The following is an 18,277-nucleotide window of genomic DNA, read 5'->3' as shown; positions in this document are numbered from 1 at the left end:
TTGAAAAGGACTAACCATGCAAACACACCTCCGTAAATTTCATCATTAAAAGGTATGCCGTGAAAAGTGATTGTATGACTTTGCTTGTCATGTTTGAGGTCTTGAGGAAGTGTTGACTGCTTTTTGTACCACGTCACTAAATAGTCCCTTTCTACACAAATAGAGCTATCCTTTTGCTGTGAAGTCTACTATTCATTTTTTTTTAAAAATTTGTCCTATTTGATGATAAATGAGTAAAAAACCCAACAATCCTTTGTCCCATCCATCATTAGATAAAGAAACAATAAAAATGAACTAGTGGGATGGATGGAAATGGCTAAGAGATATAGAGGAAGGACCTTACGAAAACTTCCTTCAAAAGGGCGAGGCGAATGCCTGCTTTGTGAAAGGAAAAGAATCAAGTTATTGTATCCTCATAAAACGGATGAGAATCTGATTATTCAAGTATGTAAAAATTGCCGTTCTAGATAAATACAAATGGGTTGCTTTGGAAACTCTTTTTCTTTTAAACAAGAATACAAAGAGTACTTCGTAAAGATGAATATCAAAAAGAAACAAAGATATCATTTGGCTAAATGGATTGTTTAGACAATTGAGCCTCTTGACTTCTAGTATCTTCCTTAGAGTTATAATTTAGAAGGTAAACGGTCCCACGTACAAACCAAAAAGTAAGGGTAAGTGTATAAAAACTTGTGAACCAATTCCAACCCTTTTTAAAATTAATCAAGTTTGTAAACCTCTCAAGTAATACTTCTATGATAATCATTGGTATAGAAAAGATAAATACACTTAACATAGTAGGTAAAAGGCGAAATCTAAATGTAAATTGATTATAGAAGACACACAGGATTGGAAATAACAAGTAATCAAATAATAGGCTGATTCGGAATGAATTAGGCGATAGGCGCACAGGATAAGAAATCTTTCCTGCTGATACTGTCCAGGAGTCAATCAAACTTGATATATATGCTTTCAGAAGATAAACAATCACCCAATCCTTAATGGGCTTTTTCCTAAATACAAAAGGAAAAAGAATAAAACCTAAAAAAGTAAGAGCATAAAGTATAGTTTCTTCTTTATTCTTCTTCAAAATAAGCCCCTCACATTTCACATCAATGTCTTTTATGAATGATAGTCTTCTCAGTCATGAAGCTAATTATGATAAAAATAGTCATGTTTTAAATGAAGCGAGGGGTGTATGTAACTTTGTTAGTAATAGTGGGAAATATATCAATTTATTTTAATCGGTAATAAAGAAAGGCTGTTTTCGTAAACATTGTTGCTATTTAACCAATGGAGTAGTGGTTGATTGCAGCGAGCATCCTGGAGTGGAAATCAACAGGTATTTCAGCAAATTTTTTTTAGAAAAAGGAGTTTTTCAGCGGCCTCCCTCAAATTGAAGTGTTTTTTTGATGTTAATTCTAAATTCATTTGAACTCTATTTTCTCTTGAATTTGCTACCTTTACTCTTAGATCGAAGCTTTGACATCAGATTGGCTACATTTTGTTGTTCAGAACTCGTCGTTTGCTCGTTTAATTTCATTGATTTGATCAAATCATTTTCGATTATAAGGTCAAAATATGATTTTTCGACACTTCCTTCTGGTAACTCAGCCTTTGGTATAATAAACTCTTTTTTGATTTCTTCTACCAAAATAACGGCAAATTGATTATCTTCAATCCTGTCTAAATAACCTTTCATGTTCTTAACCTCCAATGCAAGCAAGACCTTGCGATTTGATATCTTGAATTCTTGATGCACCCAACCCACTTATTATTGTTAAATCATCAACTGAATCAAAAGGTCTTAAATCTATCAAGTCTGTAGCACGAGCTGGACCAATATGAATAATCTCTTGTAACTGCTCGGGTGTTGCAGAATTAACATCAATACAACTGTTAGTGGACGGTGCTGGTTCTCTCTCAGAATCCTTTTCGTGGTTAGACTGACTATTGCTTGCAGGTGAGATAGTACCATTCATTTTTGTGAATACCTTATAGTCCTTTCCATCTGTTGTAACGATAACCGTACCATGAACATCGGTGCCGTAAAGGTTCACACCAGAGCTCTGAACTAAATCGACAACCTCCTCATGTGGATGGCCATAGCTATTGTTTAATCCAGCACTATATATAGCAATTGAAGGCTTTACTTCACTTAAAAAGGATGGATGGGTAGAGGTTGAAGAGCCGTGATGCCCAAGATGTAGAATGTCTGCTTGTAAATTAAATCCACTTTGCAGCATATTTAATTCGTCGCTCTTGCTTGCATCCCCTGTAAAGATAAAACGTACCTCACCATACGTTATTTTTAAAGAGATGGATTCCTCGTTATCCTGCTCCGATATTGTTTTTGGGTATAAAACATCAATTCCTAGTAAACCAATTTCAAATTCATCGCCCATTCTTGGTTCGTAGTAATCTACACCACTAGAATCTATTGCACCTAAGAGTCTTTGAAAAGTCTGAGACGTGCTTGTGTTACCGGGTAGCCAGACTTCACCAACTTCAAATGTATTTAAAACTTTATCTAACTGTCCTATGTGATCTGCGTCGGGGTGTGTACCTATCGCAATGTCAATTTGCGTTACATTTTGAGAATTTAGATAATTCACCACATTGTTGCTATTCCAATTACCAGCGTCAATTAGTATCGTGAAATCTTCTCCATCTTGTGAGTATTGAAGCAAGGTTGAATCACCCTGACCTACATCAATGTAATGGACTTTGAGTTCAGGTAAATGATTAGATCCTTCTATGATTTGATTCTCGACAGTAGAATCACTTCTCAGGTTATCTTGATCATTTTTTTTGGTTTCAGAATCAGTTGTTTCATTTGACTTAATAGATTGATTAGAATCCTCTTGTTCGATTGTATCCGCATTTTTTGTTTCGATAGGTACTTGTTCACAGCCAATAAAAAGAAAAAAAGTTAAGAAAATAAAAAGAGACAAAAGGTTTGGTTTATACATCAAATTCTCCTTTTCTATTTTAAAATCTTACCACAAATTTAAGCAAGGTTGCATTGCAGGTAAGTAAAAAAAATTCAAGTGGGTGAGAAAATGAAACATAATACAACTGCAATTCTAACATCACCAGAAATAGCAGCATTATGGACACAATATATGAATGACACATTATCTATTTGTTTTAGTAAATACGCATTAGAAATAATTGAAGATCCCGATATTAAAAAGATATATGAGACATCTTTAGATTTATCAGAAAGACATGTAGTTAAAATAAAGGAGTTCTTTAATAATGAACAATTCCCAATTCCTTTTGGTTTTACAGAACAAGATGTCAACTTGAATGCTCCACGTTTATTTTTAGATAGTTTCTTTTTAAATTATTTATTGATTATGATTCAGCATGAAATGACTGGATATTCCGTCTCATTGCAAGTTTCTTCAAGACCAGATGTAAGAGAATACTATACGGAGTGTAATTTGGAAGCAATCAAATTTTTTAATGAGATTATGGATTTATTGTTATCAAAGGGGTTATACACAAGGCCACCTTATATTTACTCGTCTCTGGACTAGAAGAATGGGCAGAAAAAGATATCATGACTGGATGGCTTGGAAAGCGCAGACCTTTAACCTCCATTGAAATCAGTAATATAACTTTCAATATGAATAAAACGAATTTAAGTAAAGCAGTTTCCATGGCATTTGCCCAAGTGGCTAAGGATGAAAAAGTTCGAAAATATTTACAAAGAGGATTAAAACTATCTACAAAAATGACGGAAGTATTTAATGGGTTTTTCATTGAAAGTAATTTGAATTCTCCCATTTATTAGGATTCTACGATTACAAATTCAACAACATCTCCATTTTCAGATAAACTCCTGATGTTTCATATAGGAACTTTATCATCAGCTGCAGTCGGATTTTATGGTGCAGGACAAGCCGTATGTATGAGAAAAGATTTATATCTTCAATATTTAAATCTGATTGGAAAACAATTATTATATTCCGAGGATGGAGCACAAATTATGCTAGAAAGAGGATGGTTTGAGAAACCTCCAATGGCTGAAGATCGAACCGCATTAATAAATGGTAAAAATAAGTAGTGATATGAATCCAAGGTGACACGGATTAAAGCAATTTTTTTATGAACTTTGTACAATCTTTTCTTAGTAAAATTCTTAGTAAGCAATTTTCGAGCCATTTACTTCTGAGTACCATCAAATCGGCAATAATCTAATCTAATAGTAATGTGAAAATTTTACCTATCAACAGCTAATACTGTTATATCAAGGTTATAGGTCATGTTAAGCAACGATCTAGACAGATCGTTTTTTTTTATGTTTACTAAACGAACGTTTATTCGTTAAAATATAAAGTAAGATAACATGAGGTGAGTACAAATGAAACGTTTTGGAAAACAAACGATACAAGACATTATGGAAGACCTAAAAAAGAATAAGCAAATTGTCCATTGGCATACGATTGAGGCGAAAAAAGCAATTGAAGCACCTATACCTGGATCCATTCATCCGAAGCTAGTAGCGGCCTTACAAAATAGGGGTGTTAACCAGATTTACTCTCATCAGGAAAAGGCATTTGAGACCATTCAGAGTGGTAAAAGCTTTGTAGCAGTGACACCCACTGCTTCCGGGAAGACACTTTGTTATAATTTACCAGTCTTACAATCTATACTCGAAAATTCTAATACTAGGGCTCTTTACCTATTCCCAACGAAAGCATTGGCTCAAGACCAAAAAAGTGAATTAAATGAACTGATTGATCAGATTGGAGTCAATATCAATAGCTATACATACGACGGAGATACCTCTCCGTCTATCAGACAAAAGGTGAGAAAGGCTGGTCATATCGTAATTACAAACCCCGATATGCTCCATTCTGCCATCCTTCCACACCATACAAAGTGGGTCTCCCTATTTGAAAATTTAAAGTTCATTGTCATTGATGAACTACATATTTACCGTGGGGTTTTTGGGAGTCATGTGGCGAATGTGATTCGGCGCTTAAAACGAATATGTGAATTTTATGGCAGTAGCCCACAGTTTATTTGTACATCTGCCACGATCGCAAACCCTAAGGAATTGGCTGAACAACTAACAGGCAGTGAAATGGAGCTGGTTAACAATAATGGTGCGCCATCAGGACGAAAGCATTTTGCTTTTTACAATCCGCCTATTGTGAACAAGCCATTAAATATTCGCAAAAGTGCCACCCTAGAAGTACGAGATTTAGCAGGTCAGTTTTTAAAAAATAAAATTCAGACGATCGTATTTGCACGAAGTCGGGTTCGTGTAGAGATTATCTTAACGTACCTAAAAGAGCTTGTATCGGCTGAGATCGGAGCAAAGTCGATTCGTGGCTACCGTGGGGGGTATCTTCCGGAGCAACGGCGAGAAATTGAGCGTGGATTGCGAAATGGAGAAATTTATGGAGTGGTTAGTACAAACGCCCTCGAGCTTGGAGTGGATATCGGTCAATTGCAAGTGTGTATCATGACTGGTTATCCCGGTACGATTGCCAGTGCATGGCAGCAAGCAGGTCGAGCGGGCAGAAGGCAAGGGGAAGCTTTAATCATTATGGTAGGTAGCTCAAGCCCCTTAGATCAATATGTGATTGGGCATCCCGAGTACGTCTTTGAACAAAATCCTGAGACAGCTCGAATTAACCCCGATAATTTAGTCATCCTTCTTGATCATATTAAATGTGGAGCCTATGAACTTCCATTTAAACGTGGTGACCAATTTGGTGGTGTGGAACTAGAAGATATACTCGAATTTCTGACAGAAGAAAAGGTCCTTCATCATAAAAGTGAAAAATGGTATTGGATGAATGATGCCTTTCCTGCCCATAACATCAGTCTTCGGTCTGCCTCACAAGAAAACGTGGTTATAATTGATGTGACAACTACAGGTAAAGCAAAGGTAATCGGTGAAATGGACACCTTTAGTGCCATGACACTATTGCATGATGAAGCAATCTATTTACATCAAGGTACCCAGTTTCAAGTAGAAAAGCTAGACTGGGAGGAAAAGAAGGCTTTCGTTCGAGAGGTAGAAGTAGATTACTATACAGATGCAAATCTAGCGGTTCAATTAAAGGTACTAGAGGTTGATAAAGAAGAAAAGCATGAAATTATGGGATATGGCTACGGGGATGTCATGGTGACAGCAATGGCTACCATTTTTAAAAAGATTAAATTTGAAACACATGAAAACATTGGCTCTGGTCCTATTCACTTGCCTGAAGCTGAGCTTCATACAAATTCAGTCTGGCTTACTTTTAGCAAGGATTCTGAAATGACGGAATCAAAGCTTGAGCAAGGATTACTAGGAATTGCCCACTCCATTAAACATATTGTGCCATTGCTTGTCATGTGTGACCCTGGAGATGTTCACATCGTCCCACAGGTTAAATCGACTCATTCTGGTGAACCCACCATCTATTTATACGATCGCTATCCAGGTGGAATTGGTCTCAGTGAAAAGCTTTACGAAAAAATGGATCATATTTTGATGGAAGCAGAAACGTCGATTCAAAGGTGTTTATGTGAAAGTGGCTGTCCGTCTTGTGTAGGATTAGATGCTTTTGATACAAACACAAAAAAGGTTACGTTAGAGCTACTGAAACAAATGACGGAAAGGAATGGTTAGAAATGAGGTGTATGTATGTCTTTGAAATCAAAGTTGAATCGAATGAAAAAGCATCTTGTGACAGAAGTAGTAGAAACTGAGGTCAAAGTAGAACAAAAACAAAATACAGAAGAAATACCTTACCTACTGGATTGGGAGAAATTTGATGCCAAACCCTATTATTTCGAGGGTGAATATATCTTCATTCGAGAAAAAGAATATCCTTTAACAGCCAAACACGGCTTATATGAATTCGGCGAATTACATGATGTAGTGCAGGATTGGAACTCATCACCCTTCAGTCATCCATTGTCTGTATCTGGATTCCAAGCTCAAGATCTTTTCTTTTTCGATACAGAGACGACTGGGTTAAATGGTGGGACAGGTACGACTATTTTCCTGCTTGGTTATGCTCGTGTATTTGAGAAGAAAGTGATTGTAAAGCAGTTTTTCTTACCTAGTCCAGCCTCGGAAGTTGCCCTTTACCATTATTTTTTACAGGACGTTGACTATACTACACTAGTCACATATAACGGGAAAGCCTTTGACTGGCCACAGGTGAAAACAAGACATACGTTAGTACGTGACCACGTTCCAAAGCTTCCGAAATTTGGTCACTTTGACTTATTGCATGGCAGTAGACGGTTATGGAAAAAAGAGTATGCTTCTCTTAAGCTAAGTATTGTCGAGAAGGAAATCCTCCATATTGTAAGAGAAAGTGATACTCCTGGTTTCATGGCACCAATGATTTATTTTCACTATTTAGAGGATCCAAATCCTGAAGGTATATTTGGAATGATGAGTCATAATGAGACAGACATCTTAACACTCATCAGTTTGTATATTCATGTCTCCAATAAGCTCCTTCATACTGAACAAGGAAGTCAAGCAGAGAAGTTTGAAGTGGCAAGATGGTTAGATTCTGTTGGCGAGCGTCAATCTGCCATGGAGCACTTCTACGAACTTTCACAAGTAGCAGGTAATCAAACGGTAGAAGCAAAATCTGCTCTAGCAGCATTGTGTAAAAAAGAACAAAACTTGTCAGAAGCTACTAGGCTTTGGGTGGAAGTTGTAGCTGATGAACAAGCACCATTTCCTAACAATTTAATAGCGTCAATCGAACTTGCTAAATATTATGAGCATAAAACGAAAGAAGTAGAAAAGGCACTCCAATATGCTAAAATGGCCATTGAGTTTTGTAGGGATGGCAGGGAAAATCCTATGGGTAAAGGAAAAGGGTACTTGCAGCTAGAAAAACGAATACATCGTTTAGAAAATAAAAGGAGAAATAGTCTAAATATTTCCTAGGCAAGCGCACTAATCCCTATAAATCGCCAAAGTCTACTGTCGAATTATAAGAGAGTATGTAATTTCTAGAAATTACTTGTTGTTTTATGAAGAAAATGGAGATAAAATGAACGCTTGTAAATCTTATTTAGGAGAGATTAGCTCGTGAGAAAGACATTATTATTTCTCTTTTTCTTTATGATTTGTTTAACAGTATTTATTTTCTCTGAATATAAACAAAGCCTCCATCAACTCTTTTATTAAGCAAGAGTAAATTGAAGCATATTATCTATAAAAAATAGGTGAATTCATCAGTACATGTACACTCCTTTCTTCATAGGCTATTAATGTAGTAACTATTAGAGAGATGAAAGGAGAAATTAGCATGAATGGCAGACCCAATATGATGGCACCAATTGTCCACCCAACAAAGTGCTGTGTACAACATTCTTACTCTACTACCATTGTTCCACACATTCATCCAAGTCACACTACACATGTAAATCACCAAATGTATCAGCATAATCACTATTTCCCTCAAACAGAATCAATGGTAAATGAACTTTCAAATCAGCACTTTAACTGTCCAGGTCCAGGTCCTGGCCGCCCAGGAATGTTCCCAGGCTTTATGCCAAGAAGATAGGGATAAAGTAAGAACTGGCTTTTAGTCAGTTCTTATTTTCAACTTTGGAAAGGAACTGTATAATGATTAAAGTACTAGCTATTACTGGTTATAAAGCATTTGAACTAGGAATATTTAAGCAAGACCACAAAGGGATTACCTACATAAAAAAAGCAATTAAAAAGAGATTAGTACCCATGATTGAAGATGGATTAGAATGGGTCATTATAAGCGGTCAACTTGGAACTGAGCTTTGGGCAGCGGAAGTGATTTTTGAATTACAGCTAGATTATTCGGAGCTTCGTTTAGCGGTATTAACGCCTCACTTAGATCAAGAAGCCAAATGGAATGACACAAATAAAGAACAATATGAGTTCATTCTGTCTCAGGCAGATTTTGTTGAAAGTATAACCAAACGTCCATATGATAATCCTAGACAGCTTAAAGTGAAAAATCAATATATTGTAAAAAAAAGTGACGCCTTAATGGCTTTTTATGATGATGAAAAAAAAGGGAGTCCTTTTTTTATGGTACAAGAAGCCCAAAAAAAAATAGAGCATGGGAACTACCATATTTTCTACATAACACCATATGATATTGAGGACATAATAAATGAGGAAGAATATAATGAATCCTCAAATTGGAATTATTAAAAAGATAAATTGACATTTTCGCTTTTTTTTGAAAAAATAAGAGAAGATGAATGGTAAAGGTTATAGAGGTGAATAATATGCTATCAGATAAAATCAAGTTAACAGCGAAGGATATTTTAGAAAAAGAATTTAAAACATCCTTTAGAGGGTATAGCCAAGAAGACGTTGATAAGTTTTTGGATTACGTTATTAAAGACTATGAAGTGTTTCATCAAGAAATTGAAGAACTTCAACAGGAAAACCTCCATTTGAAGAGACAGGCTGATGATGTAACGAAACGACCAAGCCAGCCTGCGGCTGGGAACACTAACTTTGATATTTTAAAACGAATTTCAAATCTAGAAAAACATGTATTTGGAAGTAAGCTATTTGATTGATCGATTGCTGGTAAGTCTTCCAACAATTGATATTGCGAAATGCTTTGGGTTGTAATATACTAAGTCTTGCTTGATCAATAGCGTTTGGGTAATTGCTGCATGCTTGTCATGTAGAGGAAAGTCCATGCTCGCACATAGCTGAGATGCTTGTAGTGTTCGTGCCTAGCTAATTCATAAGCTAGGGCAGCCAAAGTTCTTTGGTTGACGGCAGGGAAACGACCTAAGTCCTTTAAGGGATATGGTCCGAATACCTTGAAAGTGCCACAGTGACGGAGTCCAATCAGAAATGGTTGGAGTGGAACGAGGTAAACCCCACGAGCGAGAAACCCAAATAATGGTAGGGGCGCGTTCTCTAAGGAATCAAACGATGGGAACGACAGATGATGATTCATCTGTAGATAGATGATTACCACCTGAGTACGAGACGAAAAAGTCCGTCGCTTGCAGTACAACGGTACAAAACATGGCTTACAGAACGCTATTGATGGACTTCTAAGAAGTGATTTAGCTCTCCACTACGGAGAGCTTTTTGCATTTACATACGTATAAATAGGTTTCATCTGCGCTAAGATGTAAGTAATATAGGTGAAAAAAGGAGAAAAATATGGGTAAAGTAACATTGATTGCAACAGCTGCAATGGGAATAGAGGCAATTGTAGCCGACGAAGTGCGAAGCCTTGGGTATGAAGATTGTGTAGTAGAGAACGGAAAGGTCATCTTTGAAGCAGATGAATTGGCAATCTGCCGGGCTAACCTTTGGCTGAGAACGGCTGACCGGGTCAAGCTAAAGGTTGGTGAATTCAAAGCAACAACCTTTGATGAACTATTTGAGAGAACAAAAAGACTAGATTGGGCAAGGTATATACCAGTTAACGCTGAATTCCCAGTTATAGGTAAGTCAGTAAAGTCAACACTCTTTAGTGTCTCGGATTGCCAAAGCATTGTCAAAAAGGCAGTAGTCGAGAGCTTAAAAAACACTTATAAGGGAACAACTTGGTTTGAAGAAAACGGACCTTTTTACCGGATTGAAATTGCCATGTTAAATGATGTTGCCACACTCACAATTGATACGAGTGGAGTCGCACTCCATAAAAGAGGGTACAGAACTGAACAGGGTGAAGCTCCTTTGAAGGAAACACTTGCTGCTGCTTTAGTCAGGCTGTCACGCTGGACAGCAGACAGGCCGTTTATAGATCCGGTTTGTGGCTCGGGAACAATAGCTATTGAAGCTGCATTGATCGGTCAAAATATCGCACCAGGATTTAACCGCGATTTTGCCTCCGAAAACTGGGATTGGATTGGTCAAAACAATTGGGACAAGGCAAGAGTTGAGGTAGAGGATCTAGCAAAGTATGATCAGCCTTTACAAATAATGGGGTCTGACATTGATCATCGAATGGTAAATATAGCGAATGATAATGCGTTTGAAGCGGGTCTTGGCGACTTGATCACCTTTAAGCAAATGCAGGTGAAAGATATTACAACTAGAGATGAATACGGAGTCATTATAGGGAATCCGCCATACGGGGAAAGATTAGGAGAAGAGAAGGAAGTAGAGGAAATTTATAAAGACATGGGTAAAGTGTTTGAAAAGCTCCCGACCTGGTCCGTATACATGCTAACTTCACATCCGGATTTTGAAAAACTGTACGGAAAGCAAGCTACCAAAAAAAGAAAGCTATTTAACGGATTTATCCGTACTGATTACTATCAATATTGGGGACCAAAGCCGCCAAGAGTATAGTAGGCAGTTTATCAAATTCGTTTGAAGAAATAGTTGATTAGAATTTTCCTACAGTAAAAAGTAGAGGGATTTTAGTAATAGGTATCGAATGATAAACAAGTCAGTATGCATATTGGTTTTTAGTTGGAGGGTAATGATTGATGATAGGTCAAAAACTCCCTTTTGAAATAGGGAAAACAGATAATTTTTTTACAAAATTGAACGAATGGGTAGGGGACGTGTTCTACGATATCCTTCCTGAAGCTGGATTTGAACTTCGTGATGAGCAAATCTTTATGGCCTTTCAGCTTGAGAAAGCATTTAAGGAAAAGCAAGTGGTATTTGCAGAGGCAGGTGTGGGTACAGGGAAGACGATCGTTTATCTGCTATATGCCGTTTGCTATGCACGTTTCACAGGTAAACCTGCCATCATTGCATGTGCAGATGAAACCTTGATTGAACAGCTGGTAAAAAAGGAAGGAGATATTGCGAAGCTTGCCAGTTTCCTTGAATTGACTGTGGATGCTAGATTGGCAAAGTCACCTAATCAATATTTATGTCTAAAAAAACTAGATGACCGGATGTCAGGCGATCCTTCTATTAAGGAAGAAGATCTATTTGATATGTTACCTGATTTTGTCCATGATCACAGTGGAATGCAGCAGTTTAATCATTATGGAGATCGAAAGGATTATGCCCATTTTACGGATGAAGAATGGGGAAATGTGTCGTGGGATCATTTTCAAGATTGTTTTGCCTGTTCAAAAAGGCACCGTTGTGGGCAGACACTTTCTAGAGATCACTATCGTAAAGCGACGGACATCATTATCTGTTCACATGATTTTTACATGGAGCATATTTGGACGGTGGAATCTAGAAAAAGAGAAGGACAATTGCCTCTTTTACCAGAGGCGAGCTGTGTTGTTTTTGATGAAGGTCATTTAGTGGAAATTGCAGCACAAAAGGCATTAACATATAGAATTAAGGAACGAACACTAGAGGAATTGCTAACAAGGTTACTTGGAAACAACCTACGTGAAGAGTTTGCCGAATTAGTTGAATTAGTCGTTCAGGATAATGAGGTATTCTTTCATGAACTAAAATCAAATAGTACAAAGGTTGCTGGTTCGAACCGTGTAGAAATTACATTCTCGAACGCGCTACTCGAGCAAGCAAGGATCCTTTATTCAAGAATTGTTGAAATTGGCGAGGCCCTTGTATTTGAAGAGCAATTATATACAATCAACCACTATGATCTTCATATTGTAGAAGAGCATTTAGATCAGCTGGAACATTCCTTGAAATTGTTCCTTAAGACAGAGGATGTTATCTCTTGGGTAGAGTTAGATTCGGACAGTTATCATTTAGTTATTATGCCTAGAACCGTTCAAGAAGTATTAGATGAGCAAGTTTTTTCTCAAAGGATCCCTTTTGTGTTTTCGTCAGCAACATTGTCTCAAAACAGTCAATTCGATTACATTGCGGACAGCCTGGGAATCAAAAAGTATTCCTCATTTACAGTTGATTCTCCATTTGATTATGTAGAAAAAATGAAAATCTACATGAAACGGTTTGGGGAGAGTACTAGCTTCCAACAAAAATTTGAGACAGCCATGCAGCAAATTGATCGCACAAAAGGTCGAGCCCTTCTATTGTTCACATCAAATGAGGAGCTTCAGGAGTTCAAACGAGGCGTCCAACTTAATGAGACCTACACGTTTTTGTTTGAAGGTGACCGAGAAATAAGTGAATTAGTTTCTATTTTTCAAAATGAAGAAGAGACCATCCTATGTGCTGTTCACCTTTGGGAAGGACTCGATATTCCAGGACCATCTTTATCAAACATAATTATTTGGTCACTTCCTTTTCCACCTCATGATCCCGTTTTTCAATCGAAGAGAAAGACAGCGAAAGATTACGTGTGGGATGTAGAAGTTCCATATATGCTTTTACGCTTAAGACAGGGAATCGGTAGATTGATACGCACACAGGAAGACAATGGAATTGTAACGATAATGGTACCTGAGTCACTTGACGTTGCTATTCTTGAAGTCATTAAAGAGGTCTGTCAAACAAAACCTATTTTTTTATAAGAGGAAGAATAAGGATAGTTGTCGAACAATTACATAGGAAAAGGGGGTTGTGTAATGAGTACAATTCAACAAGTAGAAAAACAATTTTTAGACCATACAAAGAAGATGGGCTCTTATAATGAGGCCATTGGATTAATTCATTGGGATCTTCGTACAGGTGCTCCGAAAAATGGAATGGAACAGCGCTCAGAGGTATTGGGTGTCTTATCCTCTGAAGTTTTTGCCCTTTCTACATCAGAAAAGATGGAGGAGTACATACAGACCTTATCAACTCCTGAAGCAGGTCAACAGATCTCTGAAATTACAAGGAAGTCAGTTGAACAATGCAAGAAGGATTTTGAAAGAAATAAAAAAGTTCCCGCAGAGGAATATAAAGAATACGTAATTCTACAATCCAAATCCGAATCAGCATGGGAGACAGCCAAAAAAGCTTCGGATTTTGCATCGTTTCAACCTTACTTAGAAAAATTAGTCGAGTTTAATAAGAAATTTATTGGGTATTGGGGTCACGAAGGTAACAAGTATAACACTTTACTAGATGATTATGAGCCGGGAGTTACCGTAGATGTATTAGATCAAGTTTTCGGGCAATTAAGAGAGAGCATTGTTCCACTTGTAGCGGCTATTGCTGAATCAAAAAATAAACCCAAAACAGATTTCTTGTATCAATCATTTCCTAAAAAGCAACAGCAAGAATTTAGCTTAGCTGTCTTAAAGGAATTAGGGTATAATTTTCAATCTGGTCGCTTAGATGAAACGGTACATCCATTCGCCACAGGCTTGAATCCTGGGGATGTTCGTGTGACAACGAAATATGATGAAAATGATTTTAGAAATGCTATTTTTGGCACAATTCATGAATGTGGTCATGCTTTATATGAGCAAAATATTTCACCGGAATTAATTGGGACACCTCTTTGTAGTGGAACATCTATGGGGATTCATGAATCACAATCTCTATTTTATGAAAATTTTGTAGGACGTAATCTTCATTTTTGGAAGAAAAACTATGACTTGTTTAAACAACATGCAAAGGGACAATTTAATGACATTTCATTAGAAGACTTTTATCGTGCGATCAACGAGTCAAAACCCTCACTTATTCGGATTGAGGCAGACGAACTGACATACCCGTTACATGTTATGGTTCGTTACGAAATTGAAAAGGGTTTATTTAATGACCAAATTTTAGTGAAGGACTTACCTGAGATTTGGAATCAAAAAATGAAAGAGTACCTTGAGGTTCGACCTGAGAATGATGCCGAGGGCGTACTACAGGATGTACATTGGTCTGGAGGGGCTTTCGGTTACTTTCCGTCATATGGACTTGGCTATATGTATGCTGCTCAAATTAAAGAGGCTATGCTAAAAGATCTACCTAATTTTGATGAGTTACTTGAACAGGGGAATTTGGTTGCGGTTAGAGAATGGCTTACTGATAAAATACACCGTCATGGTCGTATGAAGAAACCTTTAGAGATCCTAAAGGATGTAACGGGTGAAGGATTAAACGCTGAGCATTTAATCAAGCATCTACAACAGAAATATTCAGCCATCTATAAGCTATGATAAATGTGTAGACCAATTCATTGAATTGGTCTATTTTATATTTGAGTTTTTTTAGGCTTGTCCTCCTGTAACTATATTTCAATAGGTACCGTCTTTAGTTATGAACAAGAAAATGACATCAGGAGGAAACATCATATGAAAAAATCTATTGCGGCTTTTTCAGTTGGACTAATGCTTTCGCTCGGAATCTTAGGAGTACACTCAGCAGAAGCAGCTTCAAGTGTAGTTGTAAAAAAAGGAGATACCTTGTATAGCCTAGCACACAAAAATCAAATGACCGTAGAAGAACTAAAGCTTGCAAATAAGCTTACATCAAACACCATTTACACTGGTAAATCTCTAGTCGTGAAAGAGTCGAATGAAATAGTCGTAAAAAAGGGAGATACCTTAAATTCATTAGCCAAAAACAATAAGACAACTGTTGCAAAACTAAAGGAAATGAACAAATTAAAATCAAATACTATTTATATAGGTCAGATATTAATTGTGAAAACCGAGGTTGTCATCAAAGTACAAAAAGGAGATACATTATATAACCTAGCTAAAAAGTATAAAACAACCATTAGTGATTTAAAAACATGGAACAAACTCAAAATCAACACAATCAATATCGGTCAAAATCTAACAGTAAAAAAATAGTTTTACTTCACTGATTTAAAGTAGTGAAGTCCTGTCCCCCATTTAAAAAAGATTGTTAGTAAATGAAATTACAGTTAATATATGAGATATATATATATTAACTGTATATTTTGTTTCGTATACAATGCTTGGGAGGTCAAACAATAAATGGATTTAATACTGGAGATTGTATATAGTAACTTACTTTCGCCCATGATTTTATTTTTTGTGTTGGGAATTGTAGCTGTAATTGTAAATTCAGATTTAAAGGTTCCAGAAGCCTTTTATAGTGGCTATACTATGATTATTTTATTTACAATTGGAATAAAGGGTGGCGTAGAATTAAGAAATATTAGCTTTTGGACGATGATTATTCCAGTAATTGCTGCGTTATTTCTAAGTCTAATTATGTTGGTGATTGCTTATTTCTTTATTAACAAAGTATTTAAGTTTTCTAAAACAGACTCCTTAGCCACTGCTGCACATTACGGATCCGTAAGTGCCGTAACGTTTATAGCCGGTATCGGCTTTCTCGATAAAATAAATGTTCCTTATGAAAGCTATATCTCAGCTATCTTAGTTGTGATGGAAGGCCCAGCTATTATCGCAGCGATCGTGCTATTTAATTTAGTTAGAAGTGAAGCAGGTCCGAAAGTAAAGGCAAACCTGAGCTTTGCAATTAAAGATGCTTTCTTTGGTAAAAGCATATTTCTCCTCATTGGAGGCATATTTATTGGTCTAGTAGCACATAAAGAAGGTCTGGCTAAAATTGAACCTTTATTTGGAGACTTATTTTATGGTCTATTATGTATCTTCTTATTACATATTGGAATGGTAGCGACACAACAAATAAAAAAGATAGAAGATTTTAAAATACGTTCTTTCGCTTTTGCTTTTATCCTTCCAATTATAGGTGGAATTATCGGGGTACTAGTAGGCTCATTAATCGGAATGTCAGTAGGTGGTGCATTTATGCTAGGTGTACTTACTGCTAGTTCATCCTATATCGCTGCGCCTGCTGCAATAGGACATGCTATACCTAGTGCAAATTCTGGAATCTATTTAGGATCATCTTTAGGACTAACATTACCTTTCAATTTAATTTTTGGAATTCCATTTTATTACTGGTTAAGTACTATTATGTAAAGAAGTTACATAATTACTACATCCAATTTGAAAATTTAACATGTTATATTAGAATAGGGCATATCTTTTCATATCAAATAGAAAATAAAATATTACATAAGAGAGAGATATTTATGTCTAAACTTAATGAAATTTTAAAATATAATAGTGAGTTTGTTGAAAAGAAGGAATATCAACCTTTCCATACAACAAAATATCCAGATAAACAAATGGTTATTTTAACGTGCATGGATACTAGATTAGTCGAATTACTTCCTAAAGCAATGAATATCCGAAATGGCGATGCAAAAATAATAAAAAATGCAGGTGCACTAGTATCCCATCCTTTTGGCAGCATTATGAGAAGTATTTTAGTTGCTGTGTATAGCTTACAAGCAAAGGAAGTTTTTGTTATAGGACATCAAGATTGTGGAATGATAGGTTTACATGCTACTCCAATACTGGATAAGGCAAAAGAGGCAGGTGTATCACCTGAAAGTATTGAGATCTTGCAAAATGCAGGAATCAATATTGAAGGCTTTCTGAAGGGTTTTGAAAGCGTAGAAGTTAGTGTAAGTGAGTCAGTTGAAATGATAAAGAACCACCCTCTTTTACCTAAGGATATTATTGTTCATGGATTAATAATTGATTCTAATACTGGCAAATTGTCCGTTCTCATTGATGGAAATAAACAAGTAAAGGGGATGCTTTAATTATGTTTTTGCCTTCTTTTGAGCTTCATGGAAAAGTAGTAGTCGTTACTGGTGCAGGTAGAGGAATTGGACGAGCTATTGCTATTGGGATGGCAGAAGCTGGAGCAGATGTTGCCCTATTTTCTAGAACAGAAGAAGATTTAATTGAGGTTGCAGAGCATATAAAAACTCTAGGTAGACGAGCTTTGCCTGTTGTTACAGATGTAACAAGTAAAGTGAGTATTCAGCAAGCTCTTAGAAAAGTAAGTGAAGAGTTTTCGGAAGTTAATATTCTAGTTAATAATGCAGGTATGAATATTAGATCTAAAGCTCTAGATGTTACAGAGGAAGAATGGCAAAAGATCATGGATACAAATTTAAAATCTGCCTTCATGATGTCTCAAGAAGTAGGTAGACAAATGAAGGATAGTAATATAAAAGGTAGAATCATTAATATATCTTCTGTTGCAGGTCATGTAGCACTTCGCACAGGCATAGTATACGCGGCTACAAAGGCAGCAATGATTCAAATGACAAAGGTGTTAGCACTAGAATGGGGGGAGTATGGGATTAATGTGAATTCTATTGGTCCCTGGTATTTTAGAACACCCTTAACTGAAAAGCTTTTGCAAGATCAGAAATATGTGAACGAAATTCTTTCTGTTACACCTTTAAAACGCGTAGGTGAACTTCCAGAACTTGTTGGACCTGCGGTTTTCTTATCATCAGATGCAGCCAACTATATAACAGGTCAAACCCTATTTGTAGACGGTGGCATGACTATACACGGTTTTTAATTTCAATGAATTTCTAACTGTCCAATCAATGGGCAGTTTTTTTCATTTCACTCAAATGAAGTGTCACAATACATAGAATCACCCATATCCTATCTTAGGCGA

16 protein-coding genes, 1 other RNA gene and 1 pseudogene are annotated in these 18,277 nt (G+C 36.5%); 15 read left to right on the top strand and 3 right to left on the bottom strand.

Going from position 1 to position 18,277, the window contains the following annotated elements; all coding sequences use genetic code 11:
* Positions 1 to 571 precede the first annotated feature (571 nt).
* From ACOI1C_RS17225 to ACOI1C_RS17215, 3 genes are all read right to left on the bottom strand, one after another.
* Entirely contained in the window at positions 572 to 1,090 is a 519-nt protein-coding gene (locus tag ACOI1C_RS17225; RefSeq protein WP_422511831.1) for a CBO0543 family protein, read from the bottom strand.
* Between the two features lie 348 nt (positions 1,091 to 1,438).
* On the bottom strand, positions 1,439 to 1,702 hold the full coding sequence (locus ACOI1C_RS17220; RefSeq protein ID WP_422511830.1) for a DUF3006 family protein: 264 nt from the start codon (positions 1,700 to 1,702) through the stop codon (positions 1,439 to 1,441).
* 4 nt (positions 1,703 to 1,706) lie between these two features.
* Positions 1,707 to 2,972 carry an MBL fold metallo-hydrolase gene (locus tag ACOI1C_RS17215; RefSeq protein ID WP_422511829.1) on the bottom strand — a complete coding sequence of 422 codons (1,266 nt, stop codon included), beginning with the start codon at positions 2,970 to 2,972 and terminating at the stop codon, positions 1,707 to 1,709.
* Between the two features lie 90 nt (positions 2,973 to 3,062).
* Here ACOI1C_RS17215 and ACOI1C_RS17210 point away from each other — a divergent pair, with 90 nt between their 5' ends.
* The 15 genes and pseudogenes from ACOI1C_RS17210 to ACOI1C_RS17140 all read left to right on the top strand — a co-directional run bounded on the left by ACOI1C_RS17210 (position 3,063) and on the right by ACOI1C_RS17140 (position 18,175).
* Positions 3,063 to 3,545: a DUF3231 family protein gene (locus ACOI1C_RS17210; protein ID WP_422511828.1), complete on the top strand. Its 483-nt coding sequence runs from the start codon at positions 3,063 to 3,065 to the stop codon at positions 3,543 to 3,545.
* Between the two features lie 23 nt (positions 3,546 to 3,568).
* Positions 3,569 to 4,075, top strand: a pseudogene (locus ACOI1C_RS17205) (DUF3231 family protein).
* A 297-nt stretch (positions 4,076 to 4,372) separates the two neighbouring features.
* Positions 4,373 to 6,640: a DEAD/DEAH box helicase gene (locus tag ACOI1C_RS17200; protein WP_422511827.1), complete on the top strand. Its 2,268-nt coding sequence runs from the start codon at positions 4,373 to 4,375 to the stop codon at positions 6,638 to 6,640.
* 15 nt (positions 6,641 to 6,655) lie between these two features.
* Positions 6,656 to 7,927, top strand: a complete 1,272-nt coding sequence (locus tag ACOI1C_RS17195; protein ID WP_422511826.1) for a ribonuclease H-like domain-containing protein — start codon at positions 6,656 to 6,658, stop codon at positions 7,925 to 7,927.
* Positions 7,928 to 8,291: 364 nt separating this feature from the next.
* A complete protein-coding gene (locus tag ACOI1C_RS17190; RefSeq protein WP_422511825.1) occupies positions 8,292 to 8,549 on the top strand; it encodes a CotD family spore coat protein in 258 nt (85 codons plus the stop codon).
* 65 nt (positions 8,550 to 8,614) lie between these two features.
* Entirely contained in the window at positions 8,615 to 9,181 is a 567-nt protein-coding gene (locus ACOI1C_RS17185) for a DUF1273 domain-containing protein (RefSeq protein WP_422511836.1), read from the top strand.
* Between the two features lie 77 nt (positions 9,182 to 9,258).
* Positions 9,259 to 9,558 (top strand): cell division regulator GpsB, encoded by a 300-nt coding sequence (gene gpsB / locus ACOI1C_RS17180; RefSeq protein WP_422511835.1) that lies wholly within the window; start codon positions 9,259 to 9,261, stop codon positions 9,556 to 9,558.
* An 80-nt stretch (positions 9,559 to 9,638) separates the two neighbouring features.
* Positions 9,639 to 10,034, top strand: an RNA gene (gene rnpB, locus ACOI1C_RS17175) — RNase P RNA component class B.
* 128 nt (positions 10,035 to 10,162) lie between these two features.
* The gene (locus tag ACOI1C_RS17170) at positions 10,163 to 11,302 is read left to right on the top strand and encodes a THUMP domain-containing class I SAM-dependent RNA methyltransferase (protein WP_422511824.1); all 1,140 of its coding nucleotides are present in this window, start codon (positions 10,163 to 10,165) and stop codon (positions 11,300 to 11,302) included.
* Between the two features lie 140 nt (positions 11,303 to 11,442).
* Positions 11,443 to 13,374 carry an ATP-dependent DNA helicase gene (locus tag ACOI1C_RS17165; RefSeq protein WP_422511834.1) on the top strand — a complete coding sequence of 644 codons (1,932 nt, stop codon included), beginning with the start codon at positions 11,443 to 11,445 and terminating at the stop codon, positions 13,372 to 13,374.
* A 54-nt stretch (positions 13,375 to 13,428) separates the two neighbouring features.
* Positions 13,429 to 14,943 carry a carboxypeptidase M32 gene (locus ACOI1C_RS17160; RefSeq protein WP_422511823.1) on the top strand — a complete coding sequence of 505 codons (1,515 nt, stop codon included), beginning with the start codon at positions 13,429 to 13,431 and terminating at the stop codon, positions 14,941 to 14,943.
* Between the two features lie 135 nt (positions 14,944 to 15,078).
* A complete protein-coding gene (locus tag ACOI1C_RS17155; RefSeq protein ID WP_422511822.1) occupies positions 15,079 to 15,582 on the top strand; it encodes a LysM peptidoglycan-binding domain-containing protein in 504 nt (167 codons plus the stop codon).
* Positions 15,583 to 15,729: 147 nt separating this feature from the next.
* Complete coding sequence (locus ACOI1C_RS17150) at positions 15,730 to 16,707, top strand: sodium-dependent bicarbonate transport family permease (protein ID WP_422511821.1); 978 nt, start codon at positions 15,730 to 15,732, stop codon at positions 16,705 to 16,707.
* 113 nt (positions 16,708 to 16,820) lie between these two features.
* Positions 16,821 to 17,399: a beta-class carbonic anhydrase gene (locus ACOI1C_RS17145; RefSeq protein WP_422511820.1), complete on the top strand. Its 579-nt coding sequence runs from the start codon at positions 16,821 to 16,823 to the stop codon at positions 17,397 to 17,399.
* Positions 17,400 to 17,401: 2 nt separating this feature from the next.
* Positions 17,402 to 18,175 (top strand): SDR family NAD(P)-dependent oxidoreductase, encoded by a 774-nt coding sequence (locus ACOI1C_RS17140; RefSeq protein ID WP_422511819.1) that lies wholly within the window; start codon positions 17,402 to 17,404, stop codon positions 18,173 to 18,175.
* The last annotated feature ends 102 nt before the right edge of the window (positions 18,176 to 18,277 follow it).

Origin of the sequence: Bacillus sp. DJP31 (genome assembly GCF_049310945.1) — a bacterium.
Classification (GTDB): domain Bacteria; phylum Bacillota; class Bacilli; order Bacillales; family SA4; genus Bacillus_BS.
The sequence above is the reverse complement of the archived record's forward strand: the minus strand, read 5'-3'. Positions and strand labels throughout refer to the sequence as shown.